The organism is Qipengyuania zhejiangensis, assembly GCF_035607565.1.
GTDB lineage: Bacteria > Pseudomonadota > Alphaproteobacteria > Sphingomonadales > Sphingomonadaceae > Qipengyuania > Qipengyuania zhejiangensis.
The window spans coordinates 1,098,017-1,121,765 of sequence record NZ_JAYKGO010000001.1 but is presented as its reverse complement, the minus strand read 5'-3'; the positions used below and the strand labels follow the sequence as shown (position 1 = coordinate 1,121,765).

Annotated in this window: 23 protein-coding genes and 1 tRNA gene; 20 read left to right on the top strand and 4 right to left on the bottom strand. The window is 61.5% G+C overall.

The genetic code is table 11. The features are described 5' to 3' along the window. Positions 1 to 18 precede the first annotated feature (18 nt). The gene (locus VR863_RS05370) at positions 19 to 1,419 is read left to right on the top strand and encodes a M20/M25/M40 family metallo-hydrolase (protein WP_324827403.1); all 1,401 of its coding nucleotides are present in this window, start codon (positions 19 to 21) and stop codon (positions 1,417 to 1,419) included. Positions 1,420 to 1,431: 12 nt separating this feature from the next. After that, positions 1,432 to 3,723, top strand: coding sequence for a ribonuclease R family protein (locus VR863_RS05365; RefSeq protein WP_434784964.1), 2,292 nt, complete (start codon positions 1,432 to 1,434; stop codon positions 3,721 to 3,723). On the opposite strand, the gene VR863_RS05360 is transcribed toward VR863_RS05365, so the two are convergent. Beyond that, positions 3,720 to 4,172 carry a universal stress protein gene (locus VR863_RS05360; RefSeq protein WP_324827401.1) on the bottom strand — a complete coding sequence of 151 codons (453 nt, stop codon included), beginning with the start codon at positions 4,170 to 4,172 and terminating at the stop codon, positions 3,720 to 3,722. The two genes, VR863_RS05365 and VR863_RS05360, sit on opposite strands and share 4 nt — an antisense overlap. A 133-nt stretch (positions 4,173 to 4,305) precedes the next feature. On the opposite strand from VR863_RS05360, the gene VR863_RS05355 reads away from it, so the two are divergent. The 8 genes from VR863_RS05355 (at position 4,306) to VR863_RS05320 (ending at position 11,480) form a co-directional block, all read left to right on the top strand. Next, entirely contained in the window at positions 4,306 to 5,580 is a 1,275-nt protein-coding gene (locus VR863_RS05355) for a pyruvate dehydrogenase complex dihydrolipoamide acetyltransferase (protein WP_324827400.1), read from the top strand. Between the two features lie 13 nt (positions 5,581 to 5,593). Continuing rightward, complete coding sequence (locus tag VR863_RS05350) at positions 5,594 to 5,854, top strand: hypothetical protein (protein ID WP_324827399.1); 261 nt, start codon at positions 5,594 to 5,596, stop codon at positions 5,852 to 5,854. Between the two features lies 1 nt (position 5,855). Continuing rightward, complete coding sequence (locus tag VR863_RS05345; protein WP_324827398.1) at positions 5,856 to 6,248, top strand: acyl-CoA thioesterase; 393 nt, start codon at positions 5,856 to 5,858, stop codon at positions 6,246 to 6,248. 8 nt (positions 6,249 to 6,256) lie between these two features. After that, positions 6,257 to 7,672 (top strand): dihydrolipoyl dehydrogenase, encoded by a 1,416-nt coding sequence (gene lpdA / locus VR863_RS05340; protein WP_324827397.1) that lies wholly within the window; start codon positions 6,257 to 6,259, stop codon positions 7,670 to 7,672. 28 nt (positions 7,673 to 7,700) lie between these two features. Further along, positions 7,701 to 9,560 (top strand): monovalent cation:proton antiporter-2 (CPA2) family protein, encoded by a 1,860-nt coding sequence (locus VR863_RS05335; RefSeq protein ID WP_324827396.1) that lies wholly within the window; start codon positions 7,701 to 7,703, stop codon positions 9,558 to 9,560. Positions 9,561 to 9,564: 4 nt separating this feature from the next. Then, positions 9,565 to 10,491, top strand: coding sequence for an aminotransferase class IV (locus VR863_RS05330; protein WP_324827394.1), 927 nt, complete (start codon positions 9,565 to 9,567; stop codon positions 10,489 to 10,491). After that, positions 10,488 to 11,210: a sulfotransferase-like domain-containing protein gene (locus VR863_RS05325; protein ID WP_324827393.1), complete on the top strand. Its 723-nt coding sequence runs from the start codon at positions 10,488 to 10,490 to the stop codon at positions 11,208 to 11,210. The genes VR863_RS05330 and VR863_RS05325 overlap by 4 nt, the downstream gene beginning before the upstream one ends. A gap of 96 nt (positions 11,211 to 11,306) precedes the next feature. Further along, a complete protein-coding gene (locus tag VR863_RS05320) occupies positions 11,307 to 11,480 on the top strand; it encodes a hypothetical protein (protein ID WP_324827392.1) in 174 nt (57 codons plus the stop codon). Between the two features lie 10 nt (positions 11,481 to 11,490). Here the strand turns inward: VR863_RS05320 and VR863_RS05315 are convergent. Continuing rightward, positions 11,491 to 11,580, bottom strand: a tRNA-Ser gene (locus VR863_RS05315). Between the two features lie 120 nt (positions 11,581 to 11,700). Here VR863_RS05315 and VR863_RS05310 point away from each other — a divergent pair. From VR863_RS05310 to mazG, 10 genes are all read left to right on the top strand, one after another. Next, positions 11,701 to 12,723 carry a lytic murein transglycosylase gene (locus tag VR863_RS05310; RefSeq protein WP_324827391.1) on the top strand — a complete coding sequence of 341 codons (1,023 nt, stop codon included), beginning with the start codon at positions 11,701 to 11,703 and terminating at the stop codon, positions 12,721 to 12,723. Beyond that, the gene (locus VR863_RS05305) at positions 12,707 to 13,711 is read left to right on the top strand and encodes an SPOR domain-containing protein (RefSeq protein ID WP_324827390.1); all 1,005 of its coding nucleotides are present in this window, start codon (positions 12,707 to 12,709) and stop codon (positions 13,709 to 13,711) included. Before VR863_RS05310 ends, VR863_RS05305 begins: the two co-directional genes overlap by 17 nt. 39 nt (positions 13,712 to 13,750) lie before the next feature. Beyond that, entirely contained in the window at positions 13,751 to 14,905 is a 1,155-nt protein-coding gene (locus tag VR863_RS05300; RefSeq protein WP_324827389.1) for a D-alanyl-D-alanine carboxypeptidase family protein, read from the top strand. Next, entirely contained in the window at positions 14,902 to 15,540 is a 639-nt protein-coding gene (gene tmk, locus VR863_RS05295; protein WP_324827388.1) for a dTMP kinase, read from the top strand. Before VR863_RS05300 ends, tmk begins: the two co-directional genes overlap by 4 nt. Beyond that, a complete protein-coding gene (locus tag VR863_RS05290; protein ID WP_324827387.1) occupies positions 15,537 to 16,484 on the top strand; it encodes a DNA polymerase III delta subunit-related protein in 948 nt (315 codons plus the stop codon). Before tmk ends, VR863_RS05290 begins: the two co-directional genes overlap by 4 nt. Continuing rightward, on the top strand, positions 16,477 to 18,036 hold the full coding sequence (gene metG / locus VR863_RS05285) for a methionine--tRNA ligase (protein ID WP_324827386.1): 1,560 nt from the start codon (positions 16,477 to 16,479) through the stop codon (positions 18,034 to 18,036). The genes VR863_RS05290 and metG overlap by 8 nt, the downstream gene beginning before the upstream one ends. After that, positions 18,036 to 18,812 (top strand): TatD family hydrolase, encoded by a 777-nt coding sequence (locus tag VR863_RS05280; protein WP_324827385.1) that lies wholly within the window; start codon positions 18,036 to 18,038, stop codon positions 18,810 to 18,812. Before metG ends, VR863_RS05280 begins: the two co-directional genes overlap by 1 nt. Beyond that, the gene (locus VR863_RS05275) at positions 18,809 to 19,576 is read left to right on the top strand and encodes an MBL fold metallo-hydrolase (RefSeq protein ID WP_324827384.1); all 768 of its coding nucleotides are present in this window, start codon (positions 18,809 to 18,811) and stop codon (positions 19,574 to 19,576) included. The genes VR863_RS05280 and VR863_RS05275 overlap by 4 nt, the downstream gene beginning before the upstream one ends. Continuing rightward, positions 19,573 to 19,740 carry a hypothetical protein gene (locus VR863_RS05270; RefSeq protein ID WP_324827383.1) on the top strand — a complete coding sequence of 56 codons (168 nt, stop codon included), beginning with the start codon at positions 19,573 to 19,575 and terminating at the stop codon, positions 19,738 to 19,740. The genes VR863_RS05275 and VR863_RS05270 overlap by 4 nt, the downstream gene beginning before the upstream one ends. Before the next feature lie 131 nt (positions 19,741 to 19,871). Beyond that, positions 19,872 to 20,642, top strand: a complete 771-nt coding sequence (gene mazG, locus VR863_RS05265; RefSeq protein WP_324827382.1) for a nucleoside triphosphate pyrophosphohydrolase — start codon at positions 19,872 to 19,874, stop codon at positions 20,640 to 20,642. A gap of 18 nt (positions 20,643 to 20,660) precedes the next feature. On the opposite strand, the gene VR863_RS05260 is transcribed toward mazG, so the two are convergent. Both VR863_RS05260 and VR863_RS05255 read right to left on the bottom strand, forming a co-directional pair. Beyond that, on the bottom strand, positions 20,661 to 21,857 hold the full coding sequence (locus VR863_RS05260) for a CaiB/BaiF CoA transferase family protein (protein WP_324827381.1): 1,197 nt from the start codon (positions 21,855 to 21,857) through the stop codon (positions 20,661 to 20,663). Further along, entirely contained in the window at positions 21,854 to 23,749 is a 1,896-nt protein-coding gene (locus tag VR863_RS05255; protein ID WP_324827380.1) for a hydantoinase B/oxoprolinase family protein, read from the bottom strand. The genes VR863_RS05260 and VR863_RS05255 overlap by 4 nt, the downstream gene beginning before the upstream one ends.

The following is a 23,749-nucleotide window of genomic DNA, read 5'->3' as shown; positions in this document are numbered from 1 at the left end:
TTGGTGAAGACGGGCGGCATGAAAACGCTCGTCCTTCTTGCCGCCGCTGCCATCGCAACGCCTGTTCTTGCGCAATCGACAGGGGAAACCTCTCCCGATCCCGCAGCACAGGTTTCAACCGAACGCTTGCGGGCCGATATCGACACCCTCGTCGGGTTTGGAACGCGCCATACCCTGTCGGAACAGGATAACCCGGCACGCGGCATCGGCGCTGCGGTCGACTGGGGCCTGGCCGAGTTTGGCCGGATCGGAACCGGTTGCGGGGGATGTCTCGAAATCGTCGCCCCTGAACGCGTGGAGGAAGGCCGGCGCTTGCCGCACCCGACCCGTATCCGCAACGCGGTGGCAATCCAGCGCGGCTATGCGCGGCCCAACGAAGTCGTGATCGTTCAGGGTCATATCGACAGCCGAGGGACCGACCCGCTCGATTGGCAAACCGATGCCCCCGGCGCCAATGATGACGGTTCCGGAACCGTCCTGGTGCTTGAGGCGGCGCGCAATCTTTCGCAACATCGCTACCCGGTGACGATCGTCTACGCCCTGCTTTCGGGCGAGGAACAGGGTCTTTATGGGGGCCGCCTGATGGCCGATTATGCCCAGGAACAGGGCTGGCAGGTCAAGGCTGTGCTGAACAACGACATCGTTGGCGGATCGTGCGGAAGCGACGGCTATTGCGATGCGAACCATGTGCGCGTCTTTTCCGAAGGTTCGCGCGCCGACCTTACGCAAAGCGTGCGCGCGGCCCAGCGGCGCGAAGGGGGCGAAAACGATACCCCAAGCCGCAACTTGTCCCGCTATATCGACAGCATGGCCGACCGCTTCGACGGCGGCCTCGACGTGCGCCAGATCTGGCGCACGGACCGAATGGGGCGGGGCGGGGACCAGATACCCTTCCTGGAAAAAGGGTATCCGGCGGTCAGAATCACCGTGGCTGTCGAGGATTACGAGCACCAGCACCAGGACCTGCGGACCCAAGACGGTATCGTTTACGGTGACACGCCGCACGAGATGGACTTCGCCTATCTCGCCAAGGTGACACAGCTCAACATCCGCGCGCTGGACAGCCTTGCCCGCACCCCGATGCCCCCGGCACCCGTGGTCGACGCTGCCGTGCGCACCGACACCCTGATAAGTTGGCAAGGCGTTGAAGGCGCGAGCGGATACTCGGTTGTTGCGCGGCGCACGGATGAACCGGGGTGGACGATCGACGGCCCGATTGTGTCATTCGAACAGCCAACCCAATCCCGCCCGGTAACCCCGCAGGACAAACGCCGGCACAGCGTAACCATGCCCCTGCGCGGGGATGACTATATCTTCGGGGTGTATTCCTACAGCCAAGGCGGAGCGAGCCCTGTCGCAAGCGCGGTTCCTGCGGGTCAATTCGGACCGCTGGATGCCGTGGAGGATGACAGCGAGTAACCGCATCCCCATATGGCCCTCATGACAAAACAGAACAATTACCGGCAGCCCAAGGGAATGCCGACGCAAGAACAGATTCTCGAATTTCTCCAGGGCTCCGACACACCGGCCGGCAAGCGGGAAATTGCGAAAGCTTTCGGCCTCAAGGGCCAGGAAAAAATCGCCCTCAAGAAACGTCTCAAGGACATGGCGGAAGAAGGCCTGATCGATGGCAAGCGGACTGCCTATCACCGGATGGGCGGCGTACCGAAGGTCACCGTGCTCAAGGTCGTCGACATAGATGACGGACAGCCGATTGCCGAGCCGGAGAACTGGGCACCCGACGCCCCGGGCAAGCCGCCCCGCCTCGTCGTCAAGGAAACCAAGAAGATGCCTGCGCTCAAGCGCGGCGACCGCTTCCTTTCACGGACCGAGGAAACGCCGAACGGCTGGCGCGCCCATCCGATGAAAAAGCTGCCTGCGCGCACCGAAGGAATGATGGGGGTCGTCGAGTTCGACGGCGCCGGGAAGCCCTGGCTCGCTCCGGTGGACAAGCGTGTGCGCGAATCCGCACCCATCGGCGAATTGGGCGAAGCCAAGGAAGGCGAACTGGTCCTGGCCGAACGGATGGGCAAATCCGCCCGGTCGCCAGTAAAAATCGTGGAAGTCGTGGGCGACCCGCTGGCGCCCAAAAGCTTCAGCCTGATCGCCATTGCGAAGCACGGTATCCCGCATATCTTCGCACCCGAGGCCATTGCCGAAGCGCAGCTGGCAACCGAACTTCCCCTTTCCCCTGATCACCGCGAAGATTTGCGCGGCATTCCCATTGTCGCGATCGATCCCGCCGACGCGCGCGATCATGACGATGCCATCTGGGCCGAACCGGATGGGAAGGGCGGCTATCGGGCAATCGTGGCGATCGCCGATGTCAGCTTTTACGTGCGCCCGGGCGGCCAGCTCGACCGCGAAGCGCGCAAGCGGGGTAACTCGGTCTATTTTCCCGACCGTGTGGTTCCCATGCTGCCCGAAGTGCTCAGCGCCGATGTGTGCTCGCTCAAGCAGGATGTCGATCGTGCGGCGATGGCATGCCATTTCGTGATCGCGGCCGACGGCACGATCAGCGATTGGCGTTTCACCCGCGCAATCGTGCGGCTGGCGCGCAACATCGCCTACGAAGATGCCCAGGCCGCCATCGATGCCGGGGAAGCGCCAGAGTATCTCCAGAACCTCTGGGGCGCATGGAAACTCCTCGCCGAAGCACGCGCTGCGCGGGACCCGCTTGAACTTGAACTGCCTGAGCGTCAGGTGCGGCTGGACGACAACGGGCAGATCGCGGAAATCGCCGTGCGCGATCGTTTGGACGCGCACCGCGTGGTTGAGGATTTCATGATCTCGGCCAACGTCGCCGCCGCCAAGGCGCTGGAGGCCAAGACAGCACCCGTCGTGTATCGCATCCACGAACAGCCGAGCCGCGAAAAACTGATCTCGTTCCGCGAATATCTTGCCACGCAGGGGCGCAAATTCGCGCTCGGCCAGGTGATCACGCCGGGCATCTTTAACCGGATGCTGAAGGACATCGCCGATCCGGCGGAGAAGGCCCTGATCATGGAAGCGGTCCTGCGCAGCCAGACACAGGCGTATTACGGCCCGGCGAACATGGGGCATTTCGGGCTAGCGCTCGGCTCGTACGCGCACTTCACGTCGCCCATCAGGCGGTATTCGGACCTGCTGGTTCACCGAGCTCTGGTGGATGCCTACAAGCTCGAACAGCCCAAACCGAAGATGGACCTGCCCGAAAGCAGCGGGCTTGCCGATCGTGATCGCGATGCGTTGCACCAGATCACCGACGCGATAAGCCAGACGGAACGCCGCGCGATGGAGGCTGAACGCGACACGATCGACCGGTATGTTGCCGCATGGCTATCCGGCCGTGTCGGCGAAACCTTCGACACGCGCATCACCGGTGTCCAGGCGTTCGGCTTTTTCGCCACGATCGAGAAGTTGGGCGGCGATGGCCTGGTTCCTGTCTCAACCCTCGGGCGGGAATATTTCCGTTATGACGAGGCGGCGAAGAAACTGGTCGGCGAAAGCACGGGCACCGAATATGCCACAGGCGATCGGCTGAGGCTGAAACTGGCCGAAGCCAACGCGTTGACCGGTGCACTGAAGTTCGAAGTGCCCGATGCCGACGGTTCGCCGATCGAACGGCGCGGCCAACGTCCGCCGCCCAAGAAGGCCAGCGGTGCCCCCCGTCAAAAGCATCCGCAGGGGCAACGCGGCCGGCCCAAGAATATCCGCCACCAGGGACGCGGCAAAAAACGTTAGGCCAGGCGGTCCAGATCCGCTTTTTCAAGGCCGCCCGGCACGAGATAGAGCGGGCAGGGCAGCTGGGCGGCGTGGGCCGCGAAATGCGATACCAACGGCCCGGCACTCCCTTCGGCGCTGGTGGCCAGCACCAAGGCGGCAATATCGCCGTGTTCCTCGATATAGGTGCGGATAACATCCGCCGGCGAACCGGGGCGCACGGCAATCGTGGGCATCTTGCCGCTTTCGGCAAAGATATTTCCTGCGGCGCTGTTGGCCATCACCTCGGCCCGTTCGCGCGCTTCCTGTTCGATGGTCGCCTGCACACCCCCGAATGCGTTGAAGGTCTGTTGCGGCACCAGCGCCAGAATATGCACGGCCCCGCCGGTTTTCTGCGCGCGCAAGGATGCGAAACGCAGCGCCTTCCTTGCCTCTTCGGTCTCGTCCATGACGACCAGATAGACGCGCATTTCAATTCTCCCTCAATCCGGTAGCGGGTTATCCGGTAATTCGTATTCTGCGCAAGAACCTTGCGGGCCGCGTTCATTTTGGCCAGAGGTCTGACCGCATACACTCCCCAGCGAGGACGTAACGTAAACAGCCATGCCCACGCCGATAAAGATGCCCGCCCTTTCGCCCACCATGGAGGAGGGCACACTTGCCAAATGGCTGGTGAAGCCGGGCGACACGGTCAGCGCCGGTGACATCATGGCCGAAATCGAAACCGACAAGGCGACGATGGAATTCGAAGCTGTGGATGAAGGGACGATCGTCTCCATCGCGGTCGAGGAAGGTGCAGAAGGCGTCAAGGTCGGCACGATCATCGCAATGCTGGCCGAAGAAGGCGAAGACGTGAGCGAAGCTGCGGACGCCGCACCGGCACCCGCAAAGGCTTCGCCCGAACCAAAAGCCGATGCGAAGGCCGCGCAAGCGCCTGCCGCCGCTCCCGCGCCTGCGCCTAAGGCATCCGCGCCCAAGCCAGCGGGCGACCGGGTCATCGCATCGCCGCTCGCCAAGCGCATTGCGGAACAGCAAGGCATCGATTTGTCGGGCATCAAGGGCAGCGGCCCCAATGGCCGTATCGTGAAAGCCGACGTCGAAGGCGCGGCACCCGGCGCTGCTCCTGCAAAGACCGAAGCGGCCGCGCCCGCCCCGGCCAAGCCGGCCCAGCAGGGCGGCGATCTCGATGCGCCTTACGAAGCGCAGAAGCTCAACAACGTCCGCAAGGTGATCGCGCGCCGCCTGACAGAAGCGAAGCAGACCATTCCGCACATCTACCTCACCGTGGACGTGCGCCTCGATGCGCTGCTCAAACTGCGCGGCGAACTCAACAAGAGCCTCGAGGCGGACGGCGTGAAGCTGTCGGTCAACGACCTGCTCATCAAGGCGCTCGCCCGCGCGCTCCAGCGCGTGCCAAGCTGCAATGTCAGCTTCCAGGGTGACGAGCTGTTCCAGTATTCGCGTGAAGATATCTCGGTCGCCGTGGCCGCGCCTTCGGGCCTCATCACCCCGATCATCCGCGACGCGGGGCGCAAGGGCCTCGCGCAGATCAGCACCGAGATGAAGGAACTGGCGGGCAAGGCGAAGGACGGCAAGCTGCAGCCGCACGAATTCCAGGGCGGCACCGCCTCGCTCTCCAACCTCGGCATGTTCGGCACCAAGCAGTTCGACGCAGTGATCAACCCGCCGCAGGCGATGATTCTCGCCGTCGGCGCGGGCGAGCAGCGTCCGTGGGTGATCGACGGCGCACTGGGCGTCGCCACCGTAATGAGCGCAACGGGAAGCTTCGACCACCGCGCCATCGACGGCGCGGACGGCGCGCAGCTGATGGAAGCGTTCAAGCAGCTGTGCGAAAACCCGATGGGGCTGGTGGTTTGAGGCTCAACTGGAAGTGAGCGGCAACACCCTCTACTTCATCGCCCTGACGCTGGTGGTCCCACTGGCACTTGCCAAGCTGCTGGTAGGCGCGAACTGGTTGCAGACGGGTGCCGCATTCCTGGTTTTATGGGGCGTCCTGCTACTGCTCGGTCTAATGTGGGGATCGAACTGGGGTGAACGGTTCGGCTGGCCTTTCATCTTTTCGATGTTCGTTTCCATTCCGGCTGTTCCGGTCATTGCTCTCGTACTGAAGAAGACAGGGACTCTCGCCTGAAATGACGCCTGACCGCTCCCCCCTTATCCGCGTCACGGCCATGCCGACCGACCTCAACCCCTACGGCGGGGTGTTTGGCGGCTGGCTGATGAGCCAGATGGCGCTTGGCGCAGGTTCGCTCGCGAGCCGCGAGGGGAAGGGCAAGGCGGTGGTCGTCTCGGCAACCGATTTCGCCTTCCCCGGCGCGATGCAGGTGGGTGACGAGCTCTCGGTCTATTGCGAGATTGCCACGACGGGCACCACCTCGCTCACCATCAGTGCCGAAGCCATCGCCCGAACACGCAATGGCGAGGCCGAGACCAAGGTGGCGCAGGGCACGTTCAAATTCGTCCTGCTCGACGAAGACAACAGGCCGCGTGCGGTGAACGCTACCGCGCTTTTGGCGAATGACTAGAGAGACTTATGGCTGATACTTCCTACGACGTCATCGTTCTCGGATCGGGTCCCGGCGGCTATGTCGCGGCGATCCGCTGCGCGCAGCTGGGCCTGAAGACCGCGATCGTCGAGCGCGAGCTGCTCGGCGGCATCTGCCTCAACTGGGGGTGTATTCCCACGAAAGCGCTGCTGCGTTCGGCGGAAATCCTGCACTATGCCCAGCATGCGAGCGATTACGGCCTGAAGATCGCCGGTAAGATCGAAGCCGACCTCGAAGCGGTGGTGAAGCGCAGCCGCGGCGTGGCCAAGCAGTTGAACCAGGGCGTCACGCACCTGATGAAAAAGAACAAGATCACGGTGCATATGGGCGAGGGGCAGCTGACCGGCCCGACCAGCCTCACCGTGAAGGGCGAGAAGGGCGAGGAAAAGCTCACCGCCAAGCACATCATCGTCGCCACCGGCGCGCGGGCGCGCGACCTGCCGTTTGCCCCGGCGGACGGCAAACGGGTGTGGACCTATCGCCATGCCATGACGCCGAGCGACATGCCCAAGAAGCTGCTGGTTATCGGCAGCGGCGCAATCGGGATCGAGTTTGCCAGCTTCTATAATGACATGGGCTGCGATGTGACCGTGGTCGAAATGCTCGACCGCGTGGTTCCGGTGGAAGACAAGGACGTCTCCGCCTTTCTTGAAAAAAGCCTGACCAAGCAGGGCATGACGATCATGACCGGCGCAGGCGTGGAAGACCTCAAGGTTTCCGGCACCGGCGTGAAGGCCAAGATCAAGGCCAAGGACGGCAAGGTTTCCGAGACCGAGTTCAGCCATTGCATCGTCGCCATCGGCATCGTTCCGAACACCGAGAACATCGGCCTGGAAAAGCTAGCCGAGATGGACCGCGGCTTCATCCAGATCGATTCCTATGGCCGCACCAGATCGAAAGGCCTGTGGGCCATCGGTGACTGCACGCCCGGCCCGTGGCTGGCGCACAAGGCGAGCCACGAGGGTGTCACCGCCGCCGAGGCCATCGCCAAGGAACTGGGCAACAAGGACGTCCATCCGCACCCGCTCGACCGGAACAATATCCCCGGCTGCACCTATTGCCACCCGCAGATCGCCAGCGTCGGCATGACCGAGGCCAAGGCGAAGGAAGCGGGCTACGAGGTCAAGGCTGGCACGTTCCCATTCATCGGCAACGGCAAGGCCATCGCGCTGGGCGAGGCGGAAGGCTTCGTGAAGACCGTGTTCGATGCGAAGACCGGCGAACTGCTGGGCGCGCACATGGTCGGCGCTGAAGTGACCGAGATGATCCAGGGCTACGTCATCGGCAAGACGCTGGAGACGACCGAAGCGGAGCTGATGAACACCGTCTTCCCGCATCCGACCATTTCGGAATCGATGCACGAGAGCGTCCTTGCGGCTTACGGGCGCGCGCTCCATATCTGATCGGGCGCTGCGCTAGGGGGCAAATGAGTTGACCGGATTCCTGATACTCGCCTTCGTCATCCTGGTCGCAGGCGTGATTGCGGTGCCGCTGGCATCGCGTTTCGGGCTGGGTTCGGTCCTTGGTTACCTGCTGGCGGGTATCGCAATCGGTCCCCTGCTCACCGCCCTCAAAGTCAATGTCGATGCGCTGCAGGTCTTCGCCGAATTCGGCGTGGTGATGATGCTGTTCATCGTCGGGCTGGAACTCGAACCCAAGCGTTTGTGGGCGATGCGCGGCAAGCTGCTGGGGCTGGGCGGGGGGCAGGTCTTCCTGTCCACACTGGCGATTACGGGTATCGGCCTGATCACCGGAAACCCGTGGCAGACCGCGCTTGCGATCGGGATGATCCTCGCGCTGTCGTCAACGGCCATCATCGTGCAGTCGCTGAACGAGAAAAACCTCCTCCGGAGTGAGGGCGGCGAGGCCAGCTTCTCGGTCCTTCTGGTGCAGGATGTCGCGGTCATTCCGATCCTTGCGCTGATCCCTCTGCTGGCCGTTCCCGGTTTAGCCGGTGCCGCGGCGGCGCATGGGGCCGAAGGCGCGCATGGCGGGCTCGACCTCACGGCGAACATGACGGGATGGCTGGCTGCACTTGTGCGTATCGGTGCCGTCGGCGCCGTGATCGGGTTCGGCATTTACCTGATCCGCCCGCTGTTCCGATACATCGCGGCCGCCAATCTGCGCGAACTGTTCACTGCCGCTGCCCTGGTGGTCGTGATCGGTATATCGATCTTGATGACGCTGGTGGGACTTTCGCCGGCGCTGGGGGCATTTGTCGCCGGTGTCGTGCTTGCCACGAGCGAATACCGCCACGAACTGGAAAGCGATATCAATCCCTTCAAGGGGCTGTTGCTGGGCCTGTTCTTCATCACCGTCGGGGCCGGAATCGACTTTGGTCTGGCGGCAGAAATGTACCACGAAGTCCTGTTCTGGGCCGCCGTCACAATCGCGGCAAAGTTTGCCGTGCTGCTCGGCGTTGGCTGGTCGTACGGCCTGCGCCGCGAAGCGCTCTGGTTGTTCAGCCTCAGCTTGCCGCAGGCCGGTGAATTTGCCTTCGTGCTCATCGCGTTTGCGGTGGGCAACGCGGTCCTCGACCAGGATCTGGCCGACATGATGCTGCTGGTCGTGGCGCTCACCATGCTGGTCACGCCGCTGCTGTTCATTCTCTACGACAAGGTAATCGCGGCGGCCTATTGCGGCAGGGAGGCCGAACGCGAGGCCGATGCCATCGACGAGGAAAACCCCGTCATCATCGCCGGACGCGGCCGGATGGGGGGCATCGTCGACCGTATGCTCGATGCAGCCGGCCACCGCGCAACGGTGATAGACTACAACAGCACCCACCTGGAGAACCTGAAGAAATTCGGGATCAAGACCTATTTCGGTGATGCAACCCGTCCCGATCTGCTGGCGAGCGCGGGTATCCACAAGGCAAAGATCCTCGTCGTGGCGCTCGACGAGCGCGAGCAGATCGACCGGCTTGTGCGCTATGCCTGCGACACGTTCCCCGATCTGCACGTTATCGCCCGCGCCATCGATCGGGATCACGTGTATCACCTTTGGGCCATGGGATGCCGCGACATCGTTCGTGAAACCTACGACAGCAGCTTGCGGATGGGGCGTTCGGTTTACGAAGCGCTCGGCAACGATCGGCAGTCGGCAATCGCCATGGTCGAGGCGTTCGAGCAGATGGACAGGACCTCGATGCGCGAAGTGGCCGACGCCTATCGGCTCGATATACCCGCACACGAAAACGAAGCCCTGCTTGCCAAGATCAGGGAACTGAAGGCGGAATGGGATCCCAAGCTGCGCGATGCGATGGACGAAATCACGAAACGAGGTCGCTGAGATAATGACGCAAGGTACGCATCTGTATGTGCCCGATGCCCGTAACGAGCGCGTCTTCATCGATATCAACGGCGAACATTTCCGTCGCCCCGAAGCCAGGATCAGTGTCTTCGACAGCGGCTTCATGCTGGGTGACGGTGTGTGGGAAGGTATCCGGCTCCACGAAGGCCGCCTTGCCTTCCTCGATCGCCATCTCGACCGGTTGTGGCGCGGGGCAAAGGCGATCCACATGGATATCGGGATCGACCGCACCGAGTTGGAACGGCGCCTTTATTCCGTGCTCGATGCGAACGAGATGCAGGGGGATGGCGCCCACGTCCGCCTGATGGTTACCCGCGGCATCCGGTCGACCCCCTATCAGGATCCGCGCGTGGTGGTCACACCGGCGACAATCGTGATCATTCCCGAATGGAAAGAACCAGCGCCCGAAACCGCAACGCGGATGCTGAACCTTGCGACCGTGCACGTCCGGCGGGGGTATCCCGACGTGCAGGACCCGATGCTCAATTCGCATTCCAAGCTCAACTGCATCACCGCGTGCATCCAGGCTGCACAAGCCGGCGCCGACGAGGGGTTGATGCTCGATCCGCACGGCTTCGTGGCGACCTGCAATTCGACCCATTTTTTCATCGTGACGGACGGGGAAATCTGGACCTCGAGCGGAGATTACTGCCTTGACGGCATTACCCGCGGCGTCGTGATCGAAATAGCGCGGGAGGCGGGAATACCCGTGCGCGAACGCAATTTTTCACTGACCAGCGTCTATGGGGCTGACGAGGCTTTCACCACGGGAACGTTTGCCGGTGTTGCCCCGGTGGGGATCATCGACGGGCGTGTCCTGGGGAAGACGCGCGGGCCGATGGTGGAAAAACTTCAAACGCTTTATCTCCACCGGCTCGCCGCCGATGTGCGGGACAGGCAGCGTCCGTGACCATCCGCATCGCGATGTGGTCTGGCCCCCGCAACATCTCTACCGCCATGATGCGCAGCTTCGGCGCGCGGGCGGATTGCGCGGTTTCGGACGAACCGTTCTACGGGGCGTTTCTTGCAGATAGCGGGGAGGATCACCCCATGGCTGCGGAAACGATCGAAGATATGGACTGCACCTGGTCCTCGGTGCTCGCTGCACAATCGGGCGATGCTCCGGGCGGACTGCCAATCTGGTACCAGAAACACATGCCGCACCACATGGTCGGGCCTGTGTCGATCCTCGACATGCCTCACCACAGTCATGCGTTTTTGATACGTGCGCCGGAAAGGGTAGTGGCCAGCTATCGCAACAAGAACGAGCTGCGGGACCCGGAAATGCTGGGGTTCGCCCAGCTAAAGCGGTATTTCGAAGCCGAGTATTCGCGCTCCGGTCGGGTGCCGCCAGTGGTGGATTCGGACGATATTCTGGCAAACCCCGAACGCACGCTTAGCAAGCTTTGTGATGCCCTCGACATCCCGTGGACTGCCGGAATGCTTTCGTGGAGGAAGGGGCCTCACCCAACCGACGGCGTGTGGGGCGCCCACTGGTATGACAAGGTCAACGCTTCGACCGGGTTCAGTGGGCCGCGAACGCAAGTCCCCGTTCTTGACGGGCCCTATGCCGAAATCGCGGACGCCTGCCGGGAAGATTACGAAGCCCTGGCCGCATTTCGGCTGTAGCAGCCGCGCGTATCATCCCGAAATATCGTCATTTTATCGCATCACCGGCACCCGATAAGGAATACGGACCGTTGGCTCTCGAGAAGGAGAGATGCGATGGAATACGAAATCAACGACCAGCCCCAGGGGGAACGGGACCAGATCGAAGCATTCCGTGACGGCGGGCTGGCGGAGGACCATGTCGCGATCGTCGATCCATCGACGTCAAATCCCGATGATTTTCCCGTTTCGTCGGATGGCGGCCAGATGACGTCTGGTCTGGGGTGGTAGGAAACAGTGCTGGCGGACAGGGTGGGATTCGAACCCACGGTGGGCTTGCACCCACGGCGGTTTTCAAGACCGCTGCATTCAACCACTCTGCCACCTGTCCGCAGCGCCTTGTCGGCTAGCGAGGGATAACGCGATTGTCACGCGCATGATGAAGCCAAAAAGAATTTTTCCAACGCCACGCTACACTTGCCATTCATATGTGCTTTGCGACACATGGGGCATGGTATTTCGTCGCATGCTCGCCGCCCTCGGGGCCGTTTCCATAGCCATGTCCGCTGGGCCGGCGGCTGCTCAGGATGGGCTCTCGTTCGATGCCTACATGCAGCTGCTCATTGCCAAGGCGCGCGCCGAAGGGGTTTCGGAGGCTACGATCCAGCGGATGACCGCAGGCCTGTCGCCCAATTCGCGCGTGATCGAACTGGACCGTTCGCAGCCCGGAACCCCCAACCGCAGCGGCTACCCGCCTTTGGCACCCTACATTGCTACGCATGTGGATTCCGCGCGCATCAACGGCGGACGTCGGGCTTTCACCAATTACGCGGGCCGGCTTGCTGCGATTGAACGGGAATACGGCGTTCCGGGCGAAGTCCTCGTAGCGATCTGGGGCCACGAAACGGCATACGGAGCGGTGAAGGGCGGGTTCGACTTGTCCCAGGCCCTCGCAACCTTGGCCTGGGAAGGCCGTCGCCGCGAGCTATTCGCCGGCGAATTCGTTTCTTTGCTGAAGGTCGCTGACAAGGGGTATTCGCGAAGCGAGCTTCAAGGCAGCTGGGCCGGTGCCTTCGGCAATCCGCAGTTCCTGCCTTCGGTTTATCTGCGCCTTGCTGCCGATGGGGACGGCGATGGGCGTGCCGATATCATGAACAACAGCGTCGATGCGCTGGCGTCGATCGCCAATTACTTCAAGGATGCCGGATGGCGATCCGGCCAGCCTTGGGGCGTACGCGCTTTCGTTCCGGCTGGTTTCAATGTCGCCGCCTACGGCACTAAAATCGCGGCACCTGTGTGCGAGCGGGTCCACGAACGTCACAGTGTCTACAAAACCGCCGCCGAATGGCGTGCGCTTGGCGTTCAGCCCCAGCGCCCGCTGGCTCCCGAGACCCAGGTCACCCTGTTCCAACCGGACGGGCCGGGGACCCCCGCATGGCTGTTAACGTCGAATTATCGGGTAATCCTCGAATATAACTGTTCGAATTATTATGCGATGAGCGTGGGGCTGCTGGCAGATGAGATTTCGAACTAGGTTTCTGGCAACGCCGGCGGCGCTGGCGGGCGCGGCGGTTGTCGGCGCCTGTTCGACCAACGCGCAGGAACCTGCACACAGCGCGGGTTCGCACCAGGCAAACGGGCCGGCTGCCGACTATCCCATCGTCATCGGCGAACCGTTTGAAATCGATGGGGTAACCCACACTCCACTCGACATGATGAATTACGATCACGTTGGATACGCTGGTGCCGATCGGACTGACGCGACCGGCGTTACAGCAGCGCACCGCACGCTTCCGCTGCCAAGCTATGTCGAGGTAACGTCGCTGGAGACCGGCAGGACAGTTCTGCTGCGTCTCGAACGTCGCGGGCCGATGTCGAATGCACGCCTGATAGCGTTGTCGCCCGCCGCGCTTGATCAGTTGGACATTACAGATGGCGCGCCGGTGCGGGTGCGCCGCGTGAACCCGCCCGAAGAGCACCGCGCAATGTTGAGGGCGGGGGACGAAGCCCCGCTGCGTATGGACACCCCGCCTGGGCTGCTGGATGTTCTCAGGCGACGGCTGCCCGACGCTGGATCATCCCCGTTGTCGGATGCCGGACAAATTGAAGCGCCAAAGACTGCACCTTCGGCGGAAGCGATTGGATCGATTGACCCTGACACTGCAATAGCGGCCCTCGATCCAGGCCCCGTCGAAGACTGGGTGGCGGAAGCCACCCATGCCCCGGACTTGGCCGTCAAAGGCAATGTACCCACGATAAGCCGCGAGGCATCCGACATCCCGCAAGAGCCGCCGGTTGCTGCTGGCGATGCAAAGGGCAGGTTCGCGATCCAGCTCGGCGCTTTTGCGGTGCGATCGAATGCGGACAGGTTGGCCAGGGCCGTCGACGGCTATGTGGAAACCAGCGGACGCTTCGCCCTCGTGCGGGTCGGGCCTTTTTCCAGCGGTGGACAGGCTGCAGAGACGCTCGCAAAATTGCGCGGCCAGGGGTATAGCGACGCGGTAATCAAAACCCTCGATTGATACGCCGGCGCTGCGCCCGGCGCAGGAGCTGCCTTGCGCGTGAAAACGAAATTTCTGACCGGGCTTCTGGTTGCCATGCTGGCCGCGCCATCGGGGGCCGCTGAAAACAGTAAGATCGCTGTTCCGTCGGCCGATGATGCGCCCATTGCCTACATGATCGATGCCAACAGCGGACAGGTCTTGTTCGCTCGCGAAGCGGACCGGCGGTTTATGCCGGCGTCCATCACAAAGGTCATGACCACCTTCCTCGCCTTCGAGTGGATGGAAGAGGGTCGGGTTTTTTCCCGGCAGGTTTACACCATGAGGCCCGAGACCTTTGCCAAGTGGAGCAGGGTCGGATCGACAATGTTCCTCCCCCGCGATGCACGGGTAACCGTGGATGACCTGCTGCACGGGGTAACGGCGGTTTCGGCCAACGACGGCGCCGTCGTGCTGGCGGAAGGGGCGGCTGGCACTGTCGATGACTGGGTCGCGGCGATGAACGCCAAGGCACGCGAGATCGGCATGTACGACAGCAATTTTGGCACGCCGAACGGCTGGATGGATGAAGGTCGCACGTTCACCAGCGCGCACGACCTCGGCGTCCTGGCGCGGGCCATGTTGTTGCGTCACCCTTCGAAATATCGCCATTTCATCGGGGCGGAAGGGTTTGAATACAACGGGATCGCGCAGCCCAACCACGATCCCATTTCGGGCAAGGTGCCCGGTGCGGACGGGATTAAAACCGGGTTCACCAACCAGGCAGGCTATGGCTTTCTGGGATCGGCGCAACGCAACGGCCAGCGACTTGTCATGGTTGTCGCTGGCAGTCCCACGGGACGCGGGCGTAACGCCGCCTCTCGCGCCTTCATCGAATGGGGTTTCAAGGCTTTCGATTCCAAGCGCCTGTTCGCCAAGGGGCAAACCGTTTCCACCGCAAGGGTACAGGGTGGCAGCGATAGCGCGGTCGAACTGACAGCGGACGGACCATTGCGCGTGTCCATACCGCGCGGCACCGATCCCGAGATAACGCTTGCCGTTCGCTACGAAGGGCCGCTGCAGGCACCGATTCAGGCGGGCGAACCGGTCGCCGAACTGGTGGTATCGATCGAAGGGATGCCCGACAGCCGCATTCCGCTCAAGGCCAGGAACGATGTTCCCAAGGCAAGCGCCTTGCAACGGGTGGGGAATGGCCTGCTCGGCCTTTTCACATGACCAGGGGCCGCTTCATCTCCTTCGAAGGGGGGGAGGGCATGGGCAAGTCGACCCAAGCCCGCCTCCTTTCCGAAGCGTTGCAGAACCGCGGATTGACGGTCGAGCTGACTCGTGAGCCTGGCGGAACGCCCGGCGCCGAAGCGATCCGTTCGCTTCTCCTCGACCCGCCCGGTGAGGGGTGGGGCAAGGAAGCCGAAGCCCTGCTGTTTGCCGCAGCGCGTTCCGATCACGTCTCTCGCCGTATCAAGCCGGCCCTCGCGGCAGGGCGATGGGTCGTCTGCGATCGCTTCCTCGATTCGAGCCGCGCCTACCAGGGTGTTGCAGGCGGTCTCGGGGATGCCAAGGTGCGCGAGTTGCACCAGATCGGTAGCCACGGACTACTGCCCGACGTCACGATCCTCATCGATGCGTGCGGCGCAGAGGTAACGGAACGTCTTGCCGCGCGCGATGGGGGCATTTCGGATGCCATCGGGGGCCGCGACGCTGCATATCACGAGGCGGTCAATCGCGCTTTCCTCCAATTTGCACGCCAGGAACCCGAACGATTCTGCGTTATCGACGGCACGGGTAACATCGATGCAGTGCATGGCCGTATCATGACGGCGATCGCGCCAATGTTCGATACCGCCGCATGACGTTGCTCGGCCATGATGATGCCTGGCACCAGTGGCGCGACGCGATGGGCGGCGGACGAATGCACCATGCCTGGCTTCTCGCGGGCCGCAAAGGCGTTGGGAAGGCCAGCTTCGCCCTCGCGGCTGCCCGCGAACTGGTGGGGGCATCGCCGGGGCAGGAAAACCATCCCGATATCCACTGGCTGACGCACGGCCCCAAGGACGACAAGGAAGAACGCAAACGCGCGGATGGCAAACCCTTCGAACTGGCCCGCAGCATCCGCATCGCACAAATCCGCGCCCTTCAGCAGCGTCTGACGACGCGCCCGACGGCGGGCAGCCGCCGCGCGATCGTCATCGATCCGTCAGACGATCTGGAACGCAACGCCGCCAACGCGCTGTTGAAGAGCCTGGAAGAACCGCCGGTTGGGACTTTCTTCCTTCTGGTGGCACACAGCCCGGCGCGCCTTCTGCCAACCATTCGCTCCCGATGCCGGGTTCTCAGGTTTCCGACGGTCGAGAGCGACCAGATGGACCGATTGCTTGCCGAACTGGCCCCTGCGGCGGACATGGCTACCCGTGAAGCCGCCATAGCCGCCAGCGCGGGTTCGCCGGGGGCAGCCCTGTCCTTCGTCCAGCTGGAGCTCGGCCAGGCCGCAGGGTTGATGCGGCGCATTCTGGATCAGGGCGACCCCGATTTTTCCCAGAGGGGTAAACTTGCCGCCGCCATCGGCGGCAGGCCGGACCGCGCACGGTTGCAGGCAATCCTGGACCTCGCCCGCGCCGCACTGTCGGAACGGCTCGATACCGGCGGCGATCCGCGACCCTTGATCGAGGCGCATTCGGAAATGGTGCGCCTGAGCGCAGAACAACCCACATACAATTTCGATGCCGGCTTGCTGGCGATGGAAATCGGCACCTTGCTCGCACGAGTGAGTGCCGCTAGCGAGCGGGCCAATGGCTGAACCTTATTATCTTACCACCGCAATCCACTATCCCAACGGCAAGCCGCACATCGGCCATGCCTATGAAACGATTGCGGCCGATGTCATGGCGCGTTTCCAGCGCCAGCGTGGGCGCGAAGTCCGTTTCCAGACGGGAACCGACGAACACGGCCTGAAAATGGCCCAGAAGGCCCGCGAACTGGGCAAGTCGCCGCGTGAACTGGCCGATGAAATGTCCGGCTATTTCCGGGATTTGTTCGAAGTTCTCGATATTTCCTATGACCGGTTTATCCGTACGACTGACGACGATCATCATCGGGCAAGCCAGGCAATCTGGCAGGCAATGTCGGACAAGGGCGATCTCTATCTCGATCGCTACGAAGGCTGGTACTCGGTTCGCGACGAAGCGTATTACGACGAGAAGGAACTGGTCGAGGGGCAGGGCGGCGAAATGCTGTCGCCACAAGGGACGCCGGTGGAATGGACCGAGGAAGAAACCTGGTTCTTCCGCCTGTCAAGATATGCAGAGCCCTTGCTCGAACTTCTGAACACTCCCGGCTTTCTCGAGCCGACAAGCCGACGCAACGAAATGATCGCATTCGTCGAACGCGGTTTGCAGGACCTTTCCGTCAGCCGGACCAGTTTCGACTGGGGCGTTCAGGTGCCCGGCAGCGAAGGCCATGTCATGTATGTCTGGGTCGACGCTCTGACCAACTACATTACCGGTCTGGGTTATCCCGATGGCGGGGAATTGTGGGAGAAATTCTGGCCGGCCGATCTGCACCTGATCGGCAAGGACATCGTGCGGTTTCACACGATCTACTGGCCCGCTTTCCTGATGAGCGCCGATCTGCCGCTTCCCAAGAAAGTCTTTGGGCACGGGTTCCTGCTCAATCGGGGGCTGAAGGAATCGAAATCGCTCGGCAATGTGACCGACCCGATGGAACTGGCCGAAAAGTTCGGAGTGGACGCGCTGCGGTACTTCCTCATGGCTGAAGTGACTTTCGGGCAGGATGGAAGCTATTCGGCTGAAGCCCTTGTAAACAAAGTGAACGCCGAACTGGCAAACAGCTTTGGCAACCTTGCCCAGCGCACCTTGTCCATGATTTCCAAGAATATGGACGGCAAGCTGGTCCCGTTCGACACGAACGCAGATGACCGGGCCTTGCTGGCCACCGTCAAGGAAGCGAGCGCCCACATTCTGCCGCGCGAATTCGAAGCGCTGAACTTCAGCGTGGGTATTGAAGCATGGCTGAAAGCCGTGTTCGCCTGCAACGCATATGTCGACGAACAAGCGCCCTGGACCTTGAAGAAGACCGATCCCGAGCGGATGAACGCGGTTCTCCAGACCTTGTTCATGGCCATTCGCGATCTTGCGATTGCCATCCAGCCCGTGATCCCGACCAAGTCGGCCGCCGTGCTCGAACAGCTTGGCGTCGGTCAGGGTCACCGCAGTTATGACGATATTGCAGACAACAGCTGGTTTTCAGCCTTGGCAGCATCCGGTCATTTCATTGACAAGCCGACACCGATTTTCCCGCGCCTCGAACTCCCGGAACCAGAGGCAGTCTGATGCTTGTCGATAGCCACTGTCACCTCGAATACGAAGGACTGGTCGACGATCAGTCCAACGTGTTGCAGCGCGCGCGCGACGCGGGGGTTGGGGCATTCCTCAACATATCGACCAAATACGCCGAATGGGACCAGGTCGTGGGAACCGCCCGCGGCAATCCGGACGTATTCGCCAGTGTTGGCGTTCATCCGCACAACGCCGATCAGCATCCCGACCTGACGCGCGATCAATTGCTCCGCGCCACACGAGACCCGAATGTGATCGGGATCGGTGAGACCGGCCTGGACTATTATTACGATCATTCCGATCGTGAAGCGCAGAAGCGGCTCTTCCGGATGCATATCGATGTGGCTCGCGAAACAGGCCTGCCGGTGATTATCCATACCCGTGATGCGGAAGACGACACGCTGGACATCCTGGTCGACGAAGCGGGGAAGGGGGCATTTCCGGCGCTCATCCACTGTTTTACGGCCTCCCCCGAATTTGGAAGCCGCGTGATCGAACTCGGTCTGTCGATCTCGATCTCGGGTATCGTCACGTTCAAGAACGCCAAGGACCTGCAGGAATTCGCCAAGGAAATTCCGCAGGACCGTTTGCTGGTTGAAACCGACAGTCCCTTTCTCGCCCCTGTGCCGCACCGCGGCAAGAGCTGCGAGCCAGGCTTTGTCCGGGATACCGCGGCCTTCCTCGCCCAATTGCGCGATGAGCCGCTCGAGGAACTTGCCGCGTACACAACGCGCAATTTCTACCGGTTGTTCAGCAAGGCCGCGGTGTGAAAGTTCTCATGTTGGGTTCTGGTACCTCGACAGGGGTGCCGCGGATTGGAAACGATTGGGGCGAATGCGATCCCCACGAACCACGAAACCGGCGGTCCCGCGTATCGGTTATTGTCGAAAACGATTCCGGAAAGCGGATCCTGATCGACACATCGACCGACCTAAGGGCACAGCTCCTTGCGAACAATATAGCCAAGGTCGACGCCGTGTTCTGGACGCACGATCATGCCGACCATTGTCATGGTATCGATGATTTGCGGGTCATGCGCTACGATCGCAGCAACGCCTTGCCCGGTTTCGCCAGCGCCAACACGTGCTCGCGGCTCCGCCGGAGGTTCGATTATGTATTCGAGGGTCAGTTTGGCTACCCGACGCTTATCGAATTGAAGGATATCGCTTCAATTCAACTGGTTGCAGGGTTTTCATTCGATTCCGTCGAAATGCCTCACGGACCGGTGACAAGCACGGGTTTTCGGTTCGAAGCGGACGGAAAATCAATCGTTTACGCGACCGATTTCAGCGAGATCACACCGAAGATGGTGAAGTGCTTCATGGGTGCGGACGTCCTGGTGGTCGATTGCCTGAGGCGCAAGGAACATCCAACCCATGCTCATCTGGATATGGCTATCGAGCTTGCACGAAAAACCAAGGCGAAGCGTGCCGTGCTGACTCATCTGGACAAAAGCATGGATTACCGTGCTTTATGTTCGGAAGTGCCGAAAGGCGTGATTGTCGGCTATGACGGGTTGGAAGTGATCGCATGAACGAACACCAGATCGTTTCGCTCGTTTCGCTCGTCGGATTCCTGATCTTGATAACGGCCGGATTTCGCCAGCGGAACATTCAATGGCGAAAAGGGCTGATAATGGCCGGTGCCTGGGCAGGGATTTTCGCGGTGGTGGTGCTTTTCATCGACATAGTGAGATGAAGCCCAGCTAGGGGGCCTTAGTCTCACTTTACATAATATATATTATCATCTCGGACTTTTCCGCCGGCCTAGCTCCAGCAATGGTCCTCCCCACCTTTCACCTGAACAAGCGTGGCGCTAAGAACCCCGACATGTCGGAACAAATCAATCGCCTGTTGGCCATCATGGCGCGCCTGCGTGATCCCGTGACCGGATGCGAATGGGATACCGCGCAAGATTTCGCATCGATTGCGCCGTACACTATCGAAGAAGCCTATGAAGTCGCCGATGCCATCGAGCGCTCGGACATGGCCGATTTGCGAGGCGAACTCGGCGACTTGCTGTTCCAGGTCGTGTTCCATGCCAGAATGGCCGAGGAAGCCGGCGATTTCGCATTCGACGATGTGGCCCGCGCCATATGCGACAAAATGGAAGCGAGACATCCGCACATCTTTGGCGACGAAGGTGGCGTGATGGGAGAAGCGCGCTGGGAAGACCTCAAGGCATCAGAGCGTGCGGAAAGCGGTTCTCACAGCGCGATGGACGGCGTCGCCTTGTCCCTTCCCGCGCTGCTACGGTCCCACAAGTTACAGAAGCGCGCGGCCCGCGTGGGCTTCGAGTGGGACGATGTCCGTGGCCCCATCGCGAAATTTCACGAGGAAATGGCCGAGCTTGAGGCAGCGGAAACAGATGACGAACGGCTGATGGAAGCTGGCGACCTGCTGTTCGTTGCAGTGAACATAGTTCGGCGATTCGGTGTCGATCCCGAACAGGCGTTGCGGGCAGCAAATGGCAAATTTGAACGCCGTTTCCGGTTGATGGAATCGCTGTCACAGGCCGATGCGGTGGAATTCGGATCGCTTGGCCTGGATGCGCAGGAACAGTATTGGCAACGGGTCAAGGGCATCGAAAACGAATCTTAGAAATCGATGGCAAGTCGCTCAAACTATGCCATTCTCTGCCAATTCAGATAGTTTTTCGTCTCCCAAACCCAGCAGGTTGCCATAAATTTCGGCATTGTCCTGCCCAACCCGAGCCGGGGCGGGCCGCCGGATTGTCGATGGGGTCTTTGAGAACTTCGGGAAGGCGTTCTGCATCTTGATCGGCCCGCGTTCCTGCGTCTCGACCTCGACAATTGCCTCACGCGCCTTGAAATGCGGGTCGGTGAGCATATCCGCGGCCGTATACACCCGGCCCGCCGGGATCGAATATTCGATCATCAGCGCATCGACCTGATCGACACTCAGCGTTCCGGTCCAGTCGTTGATGAGAGCGTCCAGTTCGGCCTGGTTCTCGCCCCGCGCCAGATGGGTCGAGTATCGTGGATCGTCGGCAAGCCCCGGTTCGCCCATTGCCTTGGCCAAACGCGCGAAGATCGCGTCGTTGTTCGCCCCGATCATGAATGGGCCGTCCCTGCACGTGTAGACATTTGACGGTGCGATCCCGGGCAGGATCGATCCCGAGCGTTCCCGAATGAAGCCGTTGTAATCGTATTCGGGGACCAACCCCTCCATCACTTGCAGCACAGCTTCGTAAAGGGCGGTGTCGATTACCTGCCCTTCCCCGGTTTTATCGCGGTGGTGGAGGGCCGCCAGAACGCCCATGCAGCCATAGGTGGCGCACAGCGTATCACCGATGGAAATGCCCATGCGCGCCGGTGGGCGATCCGGTTCGCCTACAATGTAACGCCAGCCACCCATGGCCTCGCCGATACCGCCAAACCCTGCACGATCGGAATAGGGTCCGTCTTGCCCATAGCCAGACATGCGCGCGATGATGAGTTCGGGTTTCTCTCTCAGGAGATCTGCCGGATCGAGCCCCCACTTTTCAAGTGTACCGGGCTTGAAATTCTCGACGACGACATCGGCTGCAAGGATCAACCTGCGCGCCAGCGCCTGCCCCTCGGGCACGCGCAGATTGCACGTAACCGACAGCTTGTTGCGCGCGATAACCTCCCACTGGACCTTCTCATCGCCCTGCCCCCAGACGCGCATGGGATCGCCCTTGCCCGGCGGTTCGATCTTTATGACCTCGGCGCCCATGTCGCCGAGCAGCTGGCCACAAAACGGGCCGGCAAGAAGCTGGCCCAGTTCGACCACGCGCAAGCCGGCCAAGGCACCTTGTGCGGCGTTCTTCACTCCGCAGCCTCGGCCATTTGGCGATGGCGCCAGACGGGTTGGATCGGAGCGGGCAAGCCGGTCTCCGCCATGCAATTGGTCCGCAATTCCTCGATTGGCGGGCCGTAGTTGAACAGTTGATCCGGATCGCGTTCGCGCCGCATCTGGTCCCTCAGACGTTCCGAAGCGGTATTGTCCACCACACCGTCAGCATCGGCAACTACCCCATAATCCAGCGCGCCCTGCGGCGTCACAAGACCTTGTCTTATCTCGAGGCCTACGAGCTGGGGATCGCGTTCGAGCGGGTCGCCCCACCCCCCGCCGCCCCAGGTTATGTAATGCAACTGGTCGCCTTCGTTCACGGGGATATCGTCCAGCTTGTTGCCGACGATTTCGCTCGTGCCGTCCGCCCGTTCGAGGACCTTTCTCGCCCGTTTGCCCGGCAGACCGCCGTTCACCCCCCACGGGGGCACGAACCAGCGGTCATCGTGTATCGCGATCTGACCATCGGCCAGGAAACGGTATGTCATGTGAATGCCGTTGCCGCCGCGGTGCAGCCCTGCCCCGCCGCTGTCCGGCTCGGTCTCGTATCGTTCGATCCGCAGCGGGAAGTACCGTTCAAGGAATTCGTTGGGGACATTGGTGAAGCCGGGCCACAAGGAATGCCCGTCCGGACCATCGCCCAACGGTCGTCCGGGAATGCCCCCGAAGCCGATCTGGAACAGCTGGAACCACTCCCCTTCCCGGCCATCGCGGTTATCCCACCCGGAATAGAACAGGTGCGGGGAGGAACTGAACCCTGCGGCGTTCAGGAATTCCGGGGTTTTCTGACCAAGCAATCCGCCGAGAATGTCAAAAATCCGGCCAAGCGCGTGGGTGCGACCCGACAGGGCTGCCGGGAATTGAGGCTTCAACAACGATCCTTCGGGGATGCGCACCTCGATAAGATCGTAAAACCCGTCGTTGAACAGGATTTGCGGATCGAAGACCATGATCATGTAGATGCCAAAGAACATCTTGAACATGTTCTCGTTGAGGAAGAAATTGATCGATGCGGCGCTTTGCGGGTCGGTCCCGTCGAAATCCAGTATGACCTTGTCGCCTTCCCGGCGCATGGTGCAGCGGATCTTGTAAGGGCCGTAACCGAGCCCGTCGTCGCAGATGTAATCCTCGATACTCACCGGCTCTTCCGCCACCGCCTGTGCGATGAGGGCTTTCATCGCCCGGTGGTTACGAGCGAGGAGTTCCTGCGTGGCGGACACGTATATATCGTCGCCAAATCTGTCGGCCATCTCGACCACACGGCGCGCGGCAACCCGGCACGATGCGATGAGAGCGTTGAGATCGGCCTGACACCAGTCCGGTTTGCGCGTCTGGTGCATCACCAGTTTCATCAGGTCTTCGTTATATTCGCCTTTTTTCCAGATCTTTACGGGTGGAATTCGAACGCCTTCTTCGAAAATCGATTTTGCATCGATGGGCATCGAGCCGACGACCTTGCCGCCGATATCCGACTGGTGCCCGAACATGGCCGTCCATGCGAGAAGGCGAGCGTCCTTGTAGACCGGCAACAGGACCAGCCAATCGTTCGAATGGCTGATGGCGCCATCGCAGGAATAGGGGTCGGACAGGAAGATCATGTCCCCGTCCTCGATCGTTCCATCGAAGCTCTTGAGAAACCCGTCGATGAAACTGCCGAACTGGCCCACGATCATCTTTCCTGCAGGATCGGCGATCAGGGGAAATGCATCGCCCTGTTCCCTGATACCGGGGCTCATGGCTGTGCGGACCAGGGTGGCATCCATCTCGATGCGCGCGTTGCGAAGCGCGTTTTCGATGATGTCGAGCGTGACCGGATCGATGTCTATCCGGTCGAAGGGCTGGGTGTTCTGCTGGATGATTTGTGCAGGCAT

What these genes read in the sequence shown, in the direction of transcription:
- VR863_RS05360 (WP_324827401.1), bottom strand. Translation starts at nt 4,172, where the DNA reads ATGCGCGTCTATCTGGTCGTCATGGACGAGACCGAAGAGGCAAGGAAG.
- VR863_RS05305 (WP_324827390.1), top strand. Translation starts at nt 12,707, where the DNA reads ATGAGATTTCGAACTAGGTTTCTGGCAACGCCGGCGGCGCTGGCGGGC.
- VR863_RS05320 (WP_324827392.1), top strand. Translation starts at nt 11,307, where the DNA reads ATGGAATACGAAATCAACGACCAGCCCCAGGGGGAACGGGACCAGATC.
- VR863_RS05290 (WP_324827387.1), top strand. Translation starts at nt 15,537, where the DNA reads ATGACGTTGCTCGGCCATGATGATGCCTGGCACCAGTGGCGCGACGCG.
- VR863_RS05330 (WP_324827394.1), top strand. Translation starts at nt 9,565, where the DNA reads ATGACGCAAGGTACGCATCTGTATGTGCCCGATGCCCGTAACGAGCGC.
- VR863_RS05355 (WP_324827400.1), top strand. Translation starts at nt 4,306, where the DNA reads ATGCCCACGCCGATAAAGATGCCCGCCCTTTCGCCCACCATGGAGGAG.
- VR863_RS05370 (WP_324827403.1), top strand. Translation starts at nt 19, where the DNA reads ATGAAAACGCTCGTCCTTCTTGCCGCCGCTGCCATCGCAACGCCTGTT.
- metG (WP_324827386.1), top strand. Translation starts at nt 16,477, where the DNA reads ATGGCTGAACCTTATTATCTTACCACCGCAATCCACTATCCCAACGGC.
- tmk (WP_324827388.1), top strand. Translation starts at nt 14,902, where the DNA reads ATGACCAGGGGCCGCTTCATCTCCTTCGAAGGGGGGGAGGGCATGGGC.
- mazG (WP_324827382.1), top strand. Translation starts at nt 19,872, where the DNA reads ATGTCGGAACAAATCAATCGCCTGTTGGCCATCATGGCGCGCCTGCGT.
- VR863_RS05310 (WP_324827391.1), top strand. Translation starts at nt 11,701, where the DNA reads ATGGTATTTCGTCGCATGCTCGCCGCCCTCGGGGCCGTTTCCATAGCC.
- VR863_RS05255 (WP_324827380.1), bottom strand. Translation starts at nt 23,749, where the DNA reads ATGCCTGCACAAATCATCCAGCAGAACACCCAGCCCTTCGACCGGATA.
- VR863_RS05365 (WP_434784964.1), top strand. Translation starts at nt 1,432, where the DNA reads ATGGCCCTCATGACAAAACAGAACAATTACCGGCAGCCCAAGGGAATG.
- lpdA (WP_324827397.1), top strand. Translation starts at nt 6,257, where the DNA reads ATGGCTGATACTTCCTACGACGTCATCGTTCTCGGATCGGGTCCCGGC.
- VR863_RS05345 (WP_324827398.1), top strand. Translation starts at nt 5,856, where the DNA reads ATGACGCCTGACCGCTCCCCCCTTATCCGCGTCACGGCCATGCCGACC.
- VR863_RS05280 (WP_324827385.1), top strand. Translation starts at nt 18,036, where the DNA reads ATGCTTGTCGATAGCCACTGTCACCTCGAATACGAAGGACTGGTCGAC.
- VR863_RS05270 (WP_324827383.1), top strand. Translation starts at nt 19,573, where the DNA reads ATGAACGAACACCAGATCGTTTCGCTCGTTTCGCTCGTCGGATTCCTG.